The sequence below is a fragment of the Carbonicoccus niuqiaonis genome, assembly GCF_050157065.1.
Lineage (GTDB): Bacteria > Actinomycetota > Actinomycetes > Propionibacteriales > Propionibacteriaceae > Avipropionibacterium.
Window position 1 is genome coordinate 944,164 of sequence record NZ_CP189573.1, and the last position, 13,110, is coordinate 957,273.

Below are 13,110 nucleotides of genomic sequence, written 5' to 3' on the forward strand. Positions count from 1 at the left end.
GACACCGGCCGGGCCCGGATGGTCGACGTCTCCGACAAGGCCGTCACCGCCCGTACGGCCACCGCTGCCGGCACGGTGGTGACCACGCCGGAGTGCGTGGCGGCACTGCGCGACGGTGCGGTACCGAAGGGGGACGTGCTCGCCGTGGCGCGGATCGCCGGGATCTTTGGCGCGAAGCGGACCGCCGACCTCGTGCCGTTGTGCCATCCGTTGATGCTGAGTGCCGTGGAGCTCGACCTCGCCGTGGTCGACCGTGGCGTCGACATCATCGCGACGGTGCGGACCGCCGAGCGGACCGGCGTCGAGATGGAAGCCCTGACCGCGGTGTCGGTGGCCGCGTTGACCGTGATCGACATGATCAAGGCCGTCGACCGGGCGGCGACGATCACCGACGTCCGCGTGTTGGCCAAGTCCGGTGGGCGCAGTGGGGAGTGGCGACGTGACTGACGCTGAACGCCCGCCGAGACGTGCGGTCGTGATCACCGTCTCCACCCGGGCCTCGATCGGGGTGTACGAGGACCGCTCCGGTCCTGCGATCGTCGAGGCGTTGCGGGAGGCCGGGCTCGAGGTCGCCGAGCCGTGGGTCGTGCCGGACGGGCCGCCGGTGGCGGTGGCACTGCGGCGGGCCGTGGCGCAGGGGCCGGCGGTGATTATCACCACCGGCGGGACCGGGATCAACCCGACCGACGAGACCCCGCAGCACACGCAGAAGGTGTTGGACGTCGAGCTGCCGCACCTGGCGGCCGCGATCGCCTCGTACGGGGCCGAGCACGGGGTGCCGACCGCCGTGCTGAGCCGCGGCGTCGCGGGCGTGGCCGAGCGCACCCTGGTCGTGAACCTGCCCGGCTCGACCGGCGGGGTCCGCGACGGGCTGGCGGTGCTGCTGCCGGTGCTGCCGCATGCCCTGGACCAACTCGCCGGCGGGATCCACCGACCGGCCGACCCGCCGCCGCGGCCGAGCTGATGGCACGGGACTGGGGGGCCGTGGACACGCGCTGGCCCGTCACCTTGGTCGACGGTGACCTGACGCTGCGGCCGATGCACCGCAAGGACGAGAGCGTTTGGCACCGGGTGCGGTCGATGAACCGAGGGTGGCTGGGGCCGTGGGAGGCGACGCTGCCGCCAGGGGGCGTCCGGGGGCCCGACTCGTTCAAGGGGCTGGTGCGGGTGCTGAACCTGCAGGCGCGACAGGGCCGGATGTTGCCGTGGGCGGTCTGTTGGGACAACCGGCAGGGCAAGGGGCCCGAGTTCGCCGGGCAGGTGACGGTGTCGGGGCTGGTGGGCGGCTCGGCGTCGTACGGCCAGATCGGCTACTGGATCGACGAGCGCTTCGCCGGCAAGGGGATCATCCCCACCGCGGTGGCGATGGCGACCGACCACTGCTTCCGGGACGTGGGGTTGCACCGGATCGAGATCGCGATCCGGCCGGAGAACGTCAAGAGCCTGCGGGTGGTGGAGAAGCTGGGGTTCCGTCCTGAGGGGATGCGACCGCGGTTCCTGCACATCGACGGGGACTGGCGTGACCACCTGATCTTCGCGCTGAACGCCGAGGAGGTACCCGAGGGGGTGCTGGCACGCTGGCGGGCCGGAACTGATCATGGACAGGCCTCCGAACGCTCTTGATCTTGGACAGCGTGTCGAGCATGTCGACACACCCTCGCGGTTGAGCCGTCCGGCGGTGTGCAGCCCGTACCTTGGGACACGTGGAGTTGACCGGGTTGATCTTTGCCGCCATCGCGATCGCGTGGCTGGCCTACCTGGTGCCCCTGTACCTGCGGAGCCGGGACAACGAGCAGTTGCGTGCCGACACCGAGGTGGACCGGTTCGCCGACTCGATGCGGGTCATCGCGCGGGGTGCGGCACCGTTGGTTGATCATGACGGTGCTCCGCTCGACATGGTGGAGGTGTCCACCCCGCTGACGCGTCGTGCCGCCGTACGTGATCTTCATCGGCTCGAGGCCCAAGCCGCGTCGCGACGCCGCCGGGTGCTGGTCGCGTTGATGGCCCTCACCACAGCTGTCGTCGTGGTGTGTGCCCTCGGCCTGCTGCCCTGGTGGTCCGTCGCCGCGCCGGGACTGCTGGTCGTCGGCTTCGTCGTCGTCGCCCGGATCAGCGTGAAGGCGATGAAGCGGTCGTTGCAGGCCCGGTTCGAGGCCATCACCGACTCGTCGGACGAGGCGACGGTGTTCCTGCGCCGCACCGACGTGGTGGACACCAACGAGCCGTCGGTCGGTCTGGCGCTGAACGTCCCCGTCGCGACCAGCCACGCCCTGTGGGACCCGCTGCCCATCACGATGCCGACGTACGTGTCGTCCAGGCCGTTGGCGCCGCGCACGGTCCGTACGATCGACCTCTCGGCGCCCGAGGTTCGGGTGGCCGGCGACGCGGCCGAGGTGCCGGTGACCGCCGACGGGCCCGTCGTCGAGGTCGTGGAGACCCCCGACACCGAGGTCGTGCCCGTCGCCTCGGGCCACGACGACAACGCCTACGACGAGGGTGAGCGGCGCCGCGTCGTAGGGGAGTGACGAGGTCGATCACACCCTCCGGGGCGTGCTAACCTGTGTTGCTGCTGCAGCGTTGACGCTGCACCTGGGGCTATGGCGCAGTTGGTAGCGCGTCTCGTTCGCAATGAGAAGGTCAGGGGTTCGAATCCCCTTAGCTCCACGTAAGTTGAGAAGTTCGAAACCTGCCCCGTCTGATGGCGGGGCAGGTTCGTCTCTGTGTCCGGTTGGGTCGTCTCGGGCCCGTGTGCCTGGGCGAGGACGGCGGCCGTCGGTTCCGCTGGTAGGAACGTGACGTGTTCGTCCTCGTCGATGACGATCCGCTTGAACAGCGCGCGGGTGAGGATGCGGCGTTCAGTAGGTTCGCACTTGCTGTAGAGGTCACCGAGGTCGGTGAGGACACCGAGGACCTGATCGAGCCCCTCGTGAGCGCTCTGGTAGGTGGTCGCGAGGCTGTCGAGGCGGTTGGTGATCGCGTCCAGGCTGGTGCGGATGCGCTTGGACCAGCTTGAGGCGTTCGGCTTCGAGCTTGTCGGATCGACGGCGGCACCGGCGTCGATCCGCTCCAGCTCACTGGCCACGTAGTGGCGTAGCTCGGCCGGCTGGGCGGGGTCGTCGGCAAGCTGCTGGAGGTAGCCGATCTTGTCGCGCCGGACCGGGTGATGATGCGGATTCCCGTATCGCAGATGCTCCTATGTGTACCAAGTCGTCAGCTGGCGGCCTTCTGCCGGACGAGCTGGCGGTAGCGGGTCGGGCTTGCTCCGACACACTGGCGGAATAGTCGCGCGGCGTGACCGCGGCTGTGCCACCCGACCTCACGCATCGCGACCTCGATCGGCAGATTGGTCTCACGCAGCAGACGCGCCAACTCCTGGGCGCGCAATGTCGCCAGGTACGTCATCGGTGTTTTCCCGTAGGCGTTGACGAAGACCCGGCCCAGCTGGGACGGCGAGAGATGCACTGCCTTGGCAAGCTCGGGCAGTGTCCATCGACGTGCTGTCGCGGTGCGAAGGAGTCCAGCGGCCTTGCGGGTTTCGGTGCGTAACGGCGCGAACCGGCGGTGGTGGGGCAAGCCGGGCCACGTTGCCAACCGTTGGGAGTGTGTCCGTCGTACCGGAGTCGTCTTGACGAAGGGGGCGATCACATCCAGCACCGCGAACAGCAGCGCCTGGAGCCGGTAGAAACTCTCCGCTGCGGGTCCGTCGATGCTGAGCGCGACCATCTCGTCCAGCCAGGGCATCAGCATCCCCGCGCGGTCCTCACCCAGGAGCAATACTTGTGCAGGCTCGGAGTACAGCTCGTCGGCGAAGCCCTGGGCATCCCACCGATCGGCCAGCAACGCTGCGTGCTGCCAGAACACCTGATCAATGACGTAGTCACGATCCAGGTGCAGCGTGGTGACCGTGACCCAGCCCTCGGGCTCGCTCCCGCACAGAGTGTTTGCCCCCAACGCCACGACATCGCCGACGGCGACCGGCTTCTCACCGAACTCGCTGAGCAGGACCGCGGAGCCCGAACGCACAAAGATCAACTTGACGCAGTCGTAGGCGATGGGGGAAATCGGAGCATGGATGGAGCGAGTGCGGGCAAGCACCGGGGAGAAACGTCCGACGGGCATGCTGTCACGCGCCCGCACCGTCCGGGTCGCCGTCGCCCGTCGTTGCGACGGTCTGTGGATGACCCGGAGCCGAGGCGTCGCCCGGTCCATGCACGTTCAGCAGACGTGCGCCTTGCTGGCTGCATCCACAGAGCAGTACAGCAGCGAGTACGACCGTGGCGAAGGTGATGGAAGCAACGCCGCCAGCGGTGACCGCACCGATGCCGACACATGCACCCGCACGCGGCTGCGGAGCGCGCGTCTCCAGCACATATCGCGGTACGATCGACATCGGGACCCTCCCCACCCTCTCAGCTCATCCGGGCACGTCGAGCTGAGCCCCTGTTGAGGAGCAATGCAGTGGAGCGGGCCCGCCCCGAATGAAAAACGCGTGCTCACCGCGCCCCGTCCGGCCTCGGTGGGCTCGCCTCAGGGCACTACGACGATCTTTCCGGCGGCATGTCCGGTTTCGACTGCGGCAATCGCTTGGCCTGCTTCATCCAGGCCGAGCTGGGCGTCCACGTGCGGATCGACGAGCCCGTATTGGATCACCTCGGTGATCTTCCCCATAGCCTCATTCGTGCGTGCCAGGGCCAGGCCGCCCAGCTCGGCGGCGGTGTCCGGATCAGCCGCTGAGATGATCCGGGTCCGGTCGGGCACCAGGTCCGCGACGGCGCGCAGCGCGTCCCCACCGACGAGGTCGACAATCAGATCTGCCCCGTCGGGGGCGATCTCGCGCACCCGTTCGGGCAGGTTCGGACCGGATTCGACGAAGATGGCACCGGTGGACTCGACCAGACCCCGCTTGGCTGCGCTGGCCACACCGATGACCCTGAACTCGTGCACCCGGCCGATCTGTGCGGCCATCAGTCCCACCCCACCGCCAGCGCCCAATAGCAGTAGGGTCTGGCCCGCTTCGAGTTCGATCTGGTGGGTGGCGTCATAGGCCGTGGCCGCGGCTACCGGGATGGTGGCGGCGTCGGTGAAGGAGATCTCCTCGGGCTTGGCCACGGTCGTGGACGCGCGCAACACTGTGTGCTCGGCCAGCCCACCGTGCCCGGGTGCCACCAGCCCGAGCACTTCGTCGCCCACGGCGAAGTCATCGATCCCGTCGCCGAGCTGGGTGACCACGCCGGCGGCCTCACGTCCCATCGGCGCCGGCAGGCTCCAGTGATGGCCCAGCTGGCCCTCGCGGATCTTCCAGTCGGCGGGGTTCACTCCGGCGGCCCGTACCTCGATGGCCAGCTCTGCGGTCCCGGGCACTGGAACAGACCGGTCGATCAGCTCCTGCGTCTCGGGCCCGCCGTAGTCGTTGAACACGTAGACCTTGGACATGGGATGGACTCTCTCTCAGTGGTTGGATTTGGCGTCGCAGTGGGTTCGCCAGGACGGTGTTGTTCAGTGCCGCGGTGGTTCGTCTCGGCCGGCGGCCTCGGCAGCGTCGGCTTCGCCCCTTGTGGCGAAGGCGACACCGATAGCGTGTTCCGGCGGGCTGTAGACGGTGTAGAGCACCAGCGACTCCTCGCCGGTGTTGCGGAAGTTGTGCTGGGCGCCGGCAGGAACCGCGCACTGGTCGCCTGCCTCGATGGGGTGGGTGTGGCCGTTGAGGTCCGCCTCGCCGGTACCGGAGACAAAGGTCAGGATCTGGTCGGTGTGTTCGTGGACCTCGTCCCCGATCTCGCCACCGGGCGGGATGGTCATGACGACGATCTGGGCGTGTTCGCCGGTCCACAGCACCTTCCGGAAGTCCGGGTTGTCCCTCGCGACGTCCGCGATGGTGAAGTGCTCGACGTTGTCTCCAAGGGTGAAGTTCTTCTCGGTCATGGCTGATCTCCTCTGCTTCCTGTATGGCTGTCTCTATGTCGCTGTCTGAGTTTTCGTGCTTATCGCGTCCTCGGGATGACCCGGAGGCGTGCGGTCCCCAGGGCCCCGGTGCGGATTTGGATGTCAGGCGGTTACCTGCTGTGCCCCTTTCTCCGTGGTCCTCTCGGCCGGTGGCGTCGTGGTCGAACCGCGGGTCTTCCGTAGCAATCGCATTGCGTTGATGATGACGACCAGTACGGAGGCTTCGTGGACGAGCATGCCGACGGACATGGTCACCCCGCCGGCGAAAACACCGGCCAGCAGCAGCACCACGGTGATCAGGGCGATCGCGATGTTCTGCCGCATCACGGACACAGTCCGCTTGGCTAGACCGATGGCCTCCGGCAGTTTGAGCAGGTTGTCACCCATCAGGGCGATGTCCGCGGTCTCCACGGCCACGGCCGAACCGGCCGCGCCCATCGCCACGCCGATGTTCGCGGTGGCCAAAGCTGGGGCGTCGTTGACGCCGTCCCCGACCATGGCAATCGTGTGGCCCTGGCGCTGTAGCTGTGCGACCACGTACAGCTTGTCTTCGGGGAGCAGGGAGGCGTGGATCTCGTCGATCCCGGTGGCCTTCCCGACGGCCTCGGCCACCAGTCGGGTGTCACCGGTGAGCATGACCACCTTCTCGACCCCGGCTCGGTGGAGCCGGGCGACCATCTCGGGGGCATCCTGGCGGATTTGGTCGGCGACGGCGACGACGCCGATCACCTGGTCGTCGACGGCCACGATCATCGGCGTCTTTCCATCGGAGGCCAGCGTTTCCGCCGCCCGGGCGGCGCTGCCGTCGTCGGGAACGCCGTACTGGTCCAGCAGCGGCGGGTTGCCGATGAGCACCCGTTGGCCGGCAACGTCGGACACGATGCCCTTACCGGGGACCGGGGTGACGGTGCCGGGGACCTCGTCGGGGGCCACCCCCTCATCGCGCGCCGTCTGAAGGATGGGACGGGCCAGCGGGTGCTCCGACCCGGCCTCGGCGGCCGCGGCCCAGCGCAGCACGTCGGCACGGTCCCGTGCGGAATCCAGGACCACGACATCGGTGAGGACAGGTTGGCCCTCGGTGAGGGTGCCGGTCTTGTCCACGGCGACCGCCGAGATCTTGGCCGAGGTCTCCAGGAACTCGCCGCCCTTGATCAGGATGCCATTACGGGCAGCCCGGCCGATGCCGGCCACGATCGCGACCGGAATGGAGATCACCAGGGCGCCGGGGCAGCCGATGACCAGCAGGGTCAACGCCAGGACCACGTCGCCGGCGATCAGTCCGGCCGCCAGTGCCAGCACCATGACGGCGGGGGTGTACCAGCGGGAGAAGCGGTCCATGAAGGCCTGGGTGCGGGCCTTGGCGTCCTGGGCCTCCTCCACCCGGTGGATGATGCGGGCCAGGGTGGTGTCCGCGCCGATGCCAGCGGCCAGCACTTGCAGGAAGCCGCCGCGGGAGACAGTGCCGGCGAACACCTGGTCACCTTTAGATTTCCCTACCGGGATCGATTCGCCGGTGATGGAGGCCTCGTCGATGGCACCAGTGCCGGAGACGACCTGGCCGTCCACGGGGACCTTCGAGCCGTTCTTGACCAGGACGATCTCGCCCATTCTCACCTGTCCGGCAGGGATCTCCTGTTGTTCACCATCGCGCACAACGACGGCGGAATCCGGGGCGACGGCGACCAACTCGGCCAGGGCCGAGCGGGTCTTGTTCAGGGTCGCCGCTTCCAGAGCGTGTCCGATGGCGAATAGGAACGTGACCGCCGCGGCCTCCCAGAAGTTGCCGATGATGACCGCGCCGATGGCCGCCACCGACACCAGCAGGTCGATGCCGATGACCTTGGCGATCAGCGCGCGAACCGCCTTGATCACGATCCCGTAGCCGGCGACCACTGCGGCGGCGACCATGAAGGCATCCGCGAGGGTGAAGACCGCGGTGGCATGGGTGGCGTGGGCGCCGGCATCGAGCCACCACTGGGGGCTGATGGTGAGGTTGGCCGCACCCTCGGCCAGCCGTTGAACGGCGAAGGAGATGATGATGAGTACGCCGGACACGACGGGGACCGACCAGTTCCCATAGACCCATTTCTGGAGCCTGTTCACTTTCGGGTACGACCTTTCTGCGATAAGTGCCAGCGGACCGGCAGATCGGGTATGAGGGAAAATGTGCGACTCCACAGGGGCCCGCGTGCCTCAGAAGGCTGAAGGAGTGGCCTTGTAGCCGGACTTCGCCACGGCAGTCACGAGGTCATCCACGGAGACGCGCTCGGCGTCGTGGTCGATCTCGATGCGGGATGAGGCGAAATGGACCTTCACGTTCTCGACACCCTTGAGGCGGCCGACCTGTTTTTCGATCTTCACCACGCAGGACGGGCAGGAGAACCCCTCGGCCCTCAAAAGGGTGTGGGTGGCGGTGGAGGTAGTCATTGTGAGAATCCCTTTCTTGGTGGTGTTCCGTATTGACACCTTCACGATAGGTTCGCGCCCCGGGGAACTCCTTGACCCAGGTCAAGTCCGGACGGCACCGTACGAGGCGCCACCTGGGGCATCTGGGGCGGTGGCGCCCGCGCCGATTCCGGTAGGCTTGAGGCATGTCTGAGGATGACCTGTGCGTTGCTCGCGTGCCGATCTTCCAAGGACTGACGCGCCAGGAGCAGCTGCACGTCGCCGACTTCGTTCGCCCGGTGTGCGTCCACAAGGGGGATATTGTTTGTTCCCCCGGACAGTCGGTGTCGCGTCTGCTGGTGATGCACAGCGGACAGCTCAAGGTCAGCCACACGGCGGCCAATGGTCAGGAACAGATTCTGCGAACGGTGACAGACGGTGATGTCGTGGGAGAACGGGCCTTCCTGACGGGCCACAGCCCGGTCGACCTCGTCGTCGCGCTAGAAGACAGCCGGATGTGCGTCTTCGACCACGCCGACCTCTCGGCCCTGCTCCGCGACTACCCCGACATTAGCCAGCGGATGCTGCGGACACTCTCCGACCGGCTCTCCTCGGTCGAGCGACTGCTGGGCGCCGTCACCTCCAGCGACGTCAACGCCCGCGTGGCGGCCTACCTGCTGGATCTGCCCGGCAGCATGCGAGCAGGCGTACCCACGGTCAGGCTGCCGATGGCGAAACAAGACATCGCCGCCTACCTCGGAACCACGCCCGAAACCCTGAGCCGACGCCTCGCCGCGCTCTCCACCTCCGGCATCATCGAACTCCACGGACGCCGAGACGTCTCCATCCTCGACATTGATGCGCTCGAACACGTCACCACACCCCGATAGCCCGGTACCGTCAGGATGCATCCGAGACGCGTCGATACGTCGATCACGGGCTCTTCCCAGATGAGGGTGTAGGTTGGCCGGGCGCGTCGGTCCGCAGATAGACGTCGAGGTCTCCCGACGATGGAGGTTCCTACGCCATCCATCCGAAAGACCTCGACGTGTCCGACGCTACCCCGCCGGCCGGCTTCGGCCGCCCTGACCGCCTTCGCGTCTTATCCCAATCGACTCTGATCGGGTCTGCTGATCCTCTCGACGAGAACGCAGCGACATCACAGCCGCCCAACCCCGACCGTCCGGGAAGCCGGGACACGTCGCATGGCCTGTGCTGCGGGCGTGTCGAGTGGGTCGTGCAGGGGCGACGCAGGAGCGTCGACGCGACGTGCTGAGAGGTGGTTCTAAGGCATGGCGATAGGTCAGGAACGGCGTCGCTCCCTGCGCAGGAGGGAGCGCAGAGTCTCGGCGTTCGCGTAGCCGACCCGTAGCGCGATCTCGGCGGTGGTGAGGTCCGTGGTTGCTGAGAGGTGCCGAGCTCGTTCGATGCGAAGCCGTTGGACGAAGCCGAGCGGAGTGAGGTTGAGCGCCGCACGGACTCGTCGTTCGAGGGTGCGCCGGCTGGTGCCGAGCGACTGCGCGACGAAGGCGACGTTGAACGGTTCGTCCAGGCGGGCGCGCACGAAGCATTCGAACTCGACGACGATCGGGTCCTCGTGCCGGAGATGTTCGTAGGCGACGAAGGCCGCCTGCGACGGGCGCTCGTCGATGATGAGGAGCTTGGCGACATGTTGGGCCAGGTCGGGGCTGATCGATCGCACGAGTGAGAGCGCGAGGTCGATGTGGGCGAAGGCGGCGCCGGCGGTGACGAGGTTCCCGTCGACCACGACCATGGTGTCGAGATCGAGGGCGACGGTCGGATAGCGCTTCAGGAACTCCGGCCCCAGGAACCAGCTGGTCGTCGCCCGCCGATGATGCATCCGTCCGGTCTCGGCGACGGCGAACACGCCGGTGCACGCCGCGGCGATCCGGGTGGTCGCCTCGTCGAGGCGCCCGAGCGAGGCGATGACCGAACGAGCATCTCGGCTCTGGAGAGCGTCGTTGGTAGCGGCGGCCGTAAGGGTTCCAAGCGCAGGGACGACGACCACGTCGAACTCTCCGGACTCCGACAGCGGGTGGTCCACCGACAGGGTCATCGATGCCGTCGTGGTCACTCGCCGTTTCGGTCCGAGGATGGCGAGTTCGATCGGGTCGATCCGCGGGTCGACATCGCCGCGGGCTCCGTCGGCCACCCGCACGATGTCGATGATCGACGCGATAGCCGAACCGAAGCAGCCGTCGATCGCGATCAGTCCGATACGCATGACGTAAACAATAGCAATACTGCCGTATACGCCACTCCCCACCGGCTCTCGCTCGTCATACGCTGAACTCGCTTCACCAAGAAACCTCGACACCTAGGAGAACCCCTCATGTCCACACCCGCATCACTTCCGTATGCCTTCGTCGCCAAGATCGTCGCGGCCGATGGACAGCACGACGCGCTCGCCGATCTGCTCGCCGGCGCTGTCGCACTCGCCAACGAAGAAGTAGGAACGATTGTCTGGTTCGCGGTCAGGACCCACGCCGACACCTTCTGGATCTTCGATGCATTCCCCGACGAGGCCGCTCGCGACGCCCACGCCAACGGCGCCATCGTCGCAGCCCTGATGGCCAACCAGCACCTCCTCGGCGCAGCACCCGAGATCCTGGCGGCCGACGTCCTCGCGTCCAAGCTCCCGTAGTCCGCCAACGCACGAGACGATCGCGCCCCGCCGAGCCGTCGCCAGGTCGCGACGCAACGCCACGCTGCGTTGCCGAGCGGTGCGAGGCCTATCGGCACACGGACAGGATGCCGGCCGCGAGCGCTCAGCCGGCGAGGGGTCCGTCGCAGAGGAGAGCGACGTCGGTGTCGGGCAGAGCCGTGAGGCCAGCGCATCGCGCGACCACCAGAACCGAACAGCCCCTGCCCTGCGTTTCCGCAGGTCAGGGGCTGTTCGCCGGAGCCGCCTGTCGGAATCGAACCGACGACCGAATCACGTCGGCTTTGCGTCTATCGCTTGATGCGCCCACTGGGCGAACGAGCCGCTGACCTGCGCAAACGCCGAGCGTGGGGGACGCCGCCATCCGGTGGTGACCGACTACGACCGACCAGGACCGACCGTTTCACCGGAGCTTGCGGCGGCGTCGAAGCCGAGCAAGCTCCATTCCTTTAGCGGCTCTTCCCAGATGAGGGTGTAGGTCGGGCCGGCGCGTCGGTCCCGAGGTAGGCGTCGAGGTCTTCCGAAGATGGAAGTTCTCACGCTCACCATCTGGAAGACCTCGACGTGTCCGACGCTACCCCGCCGGCCGGCTTCGGCCGCCCCGACCTGACAACCTTCGCTCGACTCGACGGCCTTGGCCTTGCCGTCGTCGGCCAGCGCCTCGAGCCCCGACGGGGCAGTCCTTGCCTGCCGAGTCGTCGAGCCGGACCAGTGGTGTCGACGCTGCGGCGCTGAAGGGCTGGCCCGTGACACCGTGACTCGTCGGCTGGCGCACGAACCGTTGGGCTGGCGTCCGACCACGCTGGAAGTCGCGGTGCGTCGCTACCGGTGCCGCGAATGCGGTCACGTCTGGCGTCAAGACACCACCGCGGCTGCCGACCCGCGATCCAAGCTGTCGCGGGCCGGGTTGCGGTGGGCACTGGAAGGCATCGTGGTCCAGCACCTCACCGTCGCGAGGGTGGCGGAGGGCCTCCGGGTCGCATGGGACACCGCCAACAACGCAGTCCTGGCCGAGGGCAAGCGGCTGCTGATCGGCGACCCTGCCCGGTTCGACGGGGTCAAGGTCATCGGCGTGGATGAGCACGTGTGGAGGCACACCAGGCGCGGCGACAAGTACGTGACCGTGGTCATCGACCTCACCCCGGTCCGCGACGGCACCGGGCCGGCGAGGTTGCTCGACATGGTCGAGGGTCGCTCCAAACAAGCCTTCAAGACTTGGCTCGCCGACCGCGACAAGGCCTGGCGCGACGTCGTGGAGGTCGTCGCGATGGACGGATTCACCGGCTTCAAGACCGCTGCGGCCGAGGAGGTTCCCGACGCGGTCGCGGTGATGGATCCCTTCCACGTGGTCCGCCTGGCCGGTGATGCCCTGGACCGCTGTCGGCGCCGGATCCAGCTGGCGATCCATGGCCACCGCGGCTTCAAGGGCGACCCGCTCTACAAGTCCCGCCGCACCCTGGCCACCGGCGCGGACTGGAGGCGGCGGAACACCTCATCTCCCGGACTCAGGCCAGTGCCTCCAACGCTTGAAGAACGGGAGACTTCGCTCGAGGGAGTCGAGAGCCGACCAGGCTTGCCGCCGCGACGTAGCCACTCCCTCAGCGACTCCCGCGCCAACTCGGAGCCGACATCGCCACGTAGTCGGAACGCGTCCCCGATCGACCGCTCGGGCGAGTAGATCCCGATTGTCTGACCGGTGCCCGGAATCGGGATCTCCTCCCGGCCGATCTCGAACGTGGCCCGGTCGAACTGATGCCAAGCGATCGCACCCGCGCTCGCCGGTGTGCGCGATCCGCGGGAGATCGCGACATCCAGCGCTACTGGGATCGCATCGGTCAACTCATGGTGCGCGAGCGCCGACGCCAACAGATGGTCGCATCCGAGCGACGAGTCGCGGCCTCGATCCAGTCCCAGTCCGCCGCCTCCGCATCCGCCGACTCCGCCCAGGCTCAGGCGTCGTCGAGGTCCCGAGGTTTGGCACGATGGGGGCGTGCCGTCTCCTCCGCCCGTTCCACCGACACCACCACCGGTCGATCGGCTTCCACTCGGACAGATCGACGTCGTCCTGGCGCCGGCCTCGTGGCCGTCGACGTGTCGTA

The 13,110-nt window shown here is 67.7% G+C and carries 14 protein-coding genes, 1 tRNA gene and 1 pseudogene; 9 read left to right on the forward strand and 7 right to left on the reverse strand.

What is annotated here, in order from left to right:
* Nucleotides 1-18: 18 nt before the first annotated feature.
* The 6 genes from moaC to ACQBAU_RS04295 all read left to right on the forward strand — a co-directional run bounded on the left by moaC (nt 19) and on the right by ACQBAU_RS04295 (nt 3,013).
* Complete coding sequence (gene moaC, locus ACQBAU_RS04270; RefSeq protein WP_465259492.1) at nt 19-447, forward strand: cyclic pyranopterin monophosphate synthase MoaC; 429 nt, start codon at nt 19-21, stop codon at nt 445-447.
* A complete protein-coding gene (locus tag ACQBAU_RS04275; protein ID WP_465255075.1) occupies nt 440-964 on the forward strand; it encodes a MogA/MoaB family molybdenum cofactor biosynthesis protein in 525 nt (174 codons plus the stop codon). The genes moaC and ACQBAU_RS04275 overlap by 8 nt, the downstream gene beginning before the upstream one ends.
* A gap of 20 nt (nt 965-984) precedes the next feature.
* A complete protein-coding gene (locus ACQBAU_RS04280) occupies nt 985-1,623 on the forward strand; it encodes a GNAT family N-acetyltransferase (RefSeq protein WP_434549841.1) in 639 nt (212 codons plus the stop codon).
* A gap of 80 nt (nt 1,624-1,703) precedes the next feature.
* Nucleotides 1,704-2,525, forward strand: a complete 822-nt coding sequence (gene sepX / locus ACQBAU_RS04285; protein WP_465255074.1) for a divisome protein SepX/GlpR — start codon at nt 1,704-1,706, stop codon at nt 2,523-2,525.
* 66 nt (nt 2,526-2,591) lie between these two features.
* Nucleotides 2,592-2,664 (forward strand) — tRNA-Ala (locus ACQBAU_RS04290).
* 133 nt (nt 2,665-2,797) lie between these two features.
* On the forward strand, nt 2,798-3,013 hold the full coding sequence (locus ACQBAU_RS04295; protein WP_465255073.1) for a hypothetical protein: 216 nt from the start codon (nt 2,798-2,800) through the stop codon (nt 3,011-3,013).
* A 197-nt stretch (nt 3,014-3,210) separates the two neighbouring features.
* Here ACQBAU_RS04295 and ACQBAU_RS04300 read toward each other — a convergent pair whose 3' ends face one another.
* The 6 genes from ACQBAU_RS04300 to ACQBAU_RS04325 form a co-directional block, all read right to left on the reverse strand.
* Complete coding sequence (locus ACQBAU_RS04300) at nt 3,211-4,119, reverse strand: helix-turn-helix transcriptional regulator (RefSeq protein ID WP_465255072.1); 909 nt, start codon at nt 4,117-4,119, stop codon at nt 3,211-3,213.
* Nucleotides 4,120-4,123: 4 nt separating this feature from the next.
* Nucleotides 4,124-4,390 (reverse strand): hypothetical protein, encoded by a 267-nt coding sequence (locus tag ACQBAU_RS04305; protein WP_465255071.1) that lies wholly within the window; start codon nt 4,388-4,390, stop codon nt 4,124-4,126.
* A 137-nt stretch (nt 4,391-4,527) separates the two neighbouring features.
* Nucleotides 4,528-5,433 carry an NADP-dependent oxidoreductase gene (locus ACQBAU_RS04310; RefSeq protein WP_465255070.1) on the reverse strand — a complete coding sequence of 302 codons (906 nt, stop codon included), beginning with the start codon at nt 5,431-5,433 and terminating at the stop codon, nt 4,528-4,530.
* 63 nt (nt 5,434-5,496) lie between these two features.
* Nucleotides 5,497-5,922, reverse strand: a complete 426-nt coding sequence (locus ACQBAU_RS04315) for a cupin domain-containing protein (RefSeq protein WP_465255069.1) — start codon at nt 5,920-5,922, stop codon at nt 5,497-5,499.
* A 123-nt stretch (nt 5,923-6,045) separates the two neighbouring features.
* Complete coding sequence (locus ACQBAU_RS04320; protein WP_465259450.1) at nt 6,046-8,121, reverse strand: heavy metal translocating P-type ATPase; 2,076 nt, start codon at nt 8,119-8,121, stop codon at nt 6,046-6,048.
* 15 nt (nt 8,122-8,136) lie between these two features.
* The gene (locus ACQBAU_RS04325; protein ID WP_465255067.1) at nt 8,137-8,370 is read right to left on the reverse strand and encodes a heavy-metal-associated domain-containing protein; all 234 of its coding nucleotides are present in this window, start codon (nt 8,368-8,370) and stop codon (nt 8,137-8,139) included.
* Between the two features lie 164 nt (nt 8,371-8,534).
* Between ACQBAU_RS04325 and ACQBAU_RS04330 the strand changes: the two genes are divergently transcribed.
* The gene (locus ACQBAU_RS04330; RefSeq protein WP_465255066.1) at nt 8,535-9,218 is read left to right on the forward strand and encodes a Crp/Fnr family transcriptional regulator; all 684 of its coding nucleotides are present in this window, start codon (nt 8,535-8,537) and stop codon (nt 9,216-9,218) included.
* Nucleotides 9,219-9,631: 413 nt separating this feature from the next.
* Here ACQBAU_RS04330 and ACQBAU_RS04335 read toward each other — a convergent pair whose 3' ends face one another.
* Nucleotides 9,632-10,573 carry a GlxA family transcriptional regulator gene (locus ACQBAU_RS04335; RefSeq protein WP_465259451.1) on the reverse strand — a complete coding sequence of 314 codons (942 nt, stop codon included), beginning with the start codon at nt 10,571-10,573 and terminating at the stop codon, nt 9,632-9,634.
* A gap of 108 nt (nt 10,574-10,681) precedes the next feature.
* On the opposite strand from ACQBAU_RS04335, the gene ACQBAU_RS04340 reads away from it, so the two are divergent.
* Both ACQBAU_RS04340 and ACQBAU_RS04345 read left to right on the forward strand, forming a co-directional pair.
* Nucleotides 10,682-10,993 carry a putative quinol monooxygenase gene (locus tag ACQBAU_RS04340; protein ID WP_003941073.1) on the forward strand — a complete coding sequence of 104 codons (312 nt, stop codon included), beginning with the start codon at nt 10,682-10,684 and terminating at the stop codon, nt 10,991-10,993.
* Nucleotides 10,994-11,575: 582 nt separating this feature from the next.
* A pseudogene (locus tag ACQBAU_RS04345) lies at nt 11,576-12,485 on the forward strand (ISL3 family transposase); the annotation flags it as partial.
* Nucleotides 12,486-13,110: the final 625 nt, after the last annotated feature.

Excerpts from the sequence above, each read along its gene's own strand:
- ACQBAU_RS04305 (WP_465255071.1), bottom strand. The coding sequence starts at position 4,390 with ATGTCGATCGTACCGCGATATGTGCTGGAGACGCGCGCTCCGCAGCCG.
- ACQBAU_RS04335 (WP_465259451.1), bottom strand. The coding sequence starts at position 10,573 with ATGCGTATCGGACTGATCGCGATCGACGGCTGCTTCGGTTCGGCTATC.
- ACQBAU_RS04325 (WP_465255067.1), bottom strand. The coding sequence starts at position 8,370 with ATGACTACCTCCACCGCCACCCACACCCTTTTGAGGGCCGAGGGGTTC.
- ACQBAU_RS04310 (WP_465255070.1), bottom strand. The coding sequence starts at position 5,433 with ATGTCCAAGGTCTACGTGTTCAACGACTACGGCGGGCCCGAGACGCAG.
- moaC (WP_465259492.1), top strand. The coding sequence starts at position 19 with ATGGTCGACGTCTCCGACAAGGCCGTCACCGCCCGTACGGCCACCGCT.
- ACQBAU_RS04315 (WP_465255069.1), bottom strand. The coding sequence starts at position 5,922 with ATGACCGAGAAGAACTTCACCCTTGGAGACAACGTCGAGCACTTCACC.
- ACQBAU_RS04340 (WP_003941073.1), top strand. The coding sequence starts at position 10,682 with ATGTCCACACCCGCATCACTTCCGTATGCCTTCGTCGCCAAGATCGTC.
- ACQBAU_RS04300 (WP_465255072.1), bottom strand. The coding sequence starts at position 4,119 with ATGCCCGTCGGACGTTTCTCCCCGGTGCTTGCCCGCACTCGCTCCATC.
- ACQBAU_RS04330 (WP_465255066.1), top strand. The coding sequence starts at position 8,535 with ATGTCTGAGGATGACCTGTGCGTTGCTCGCGTGCCGATCTTCCAAGGA.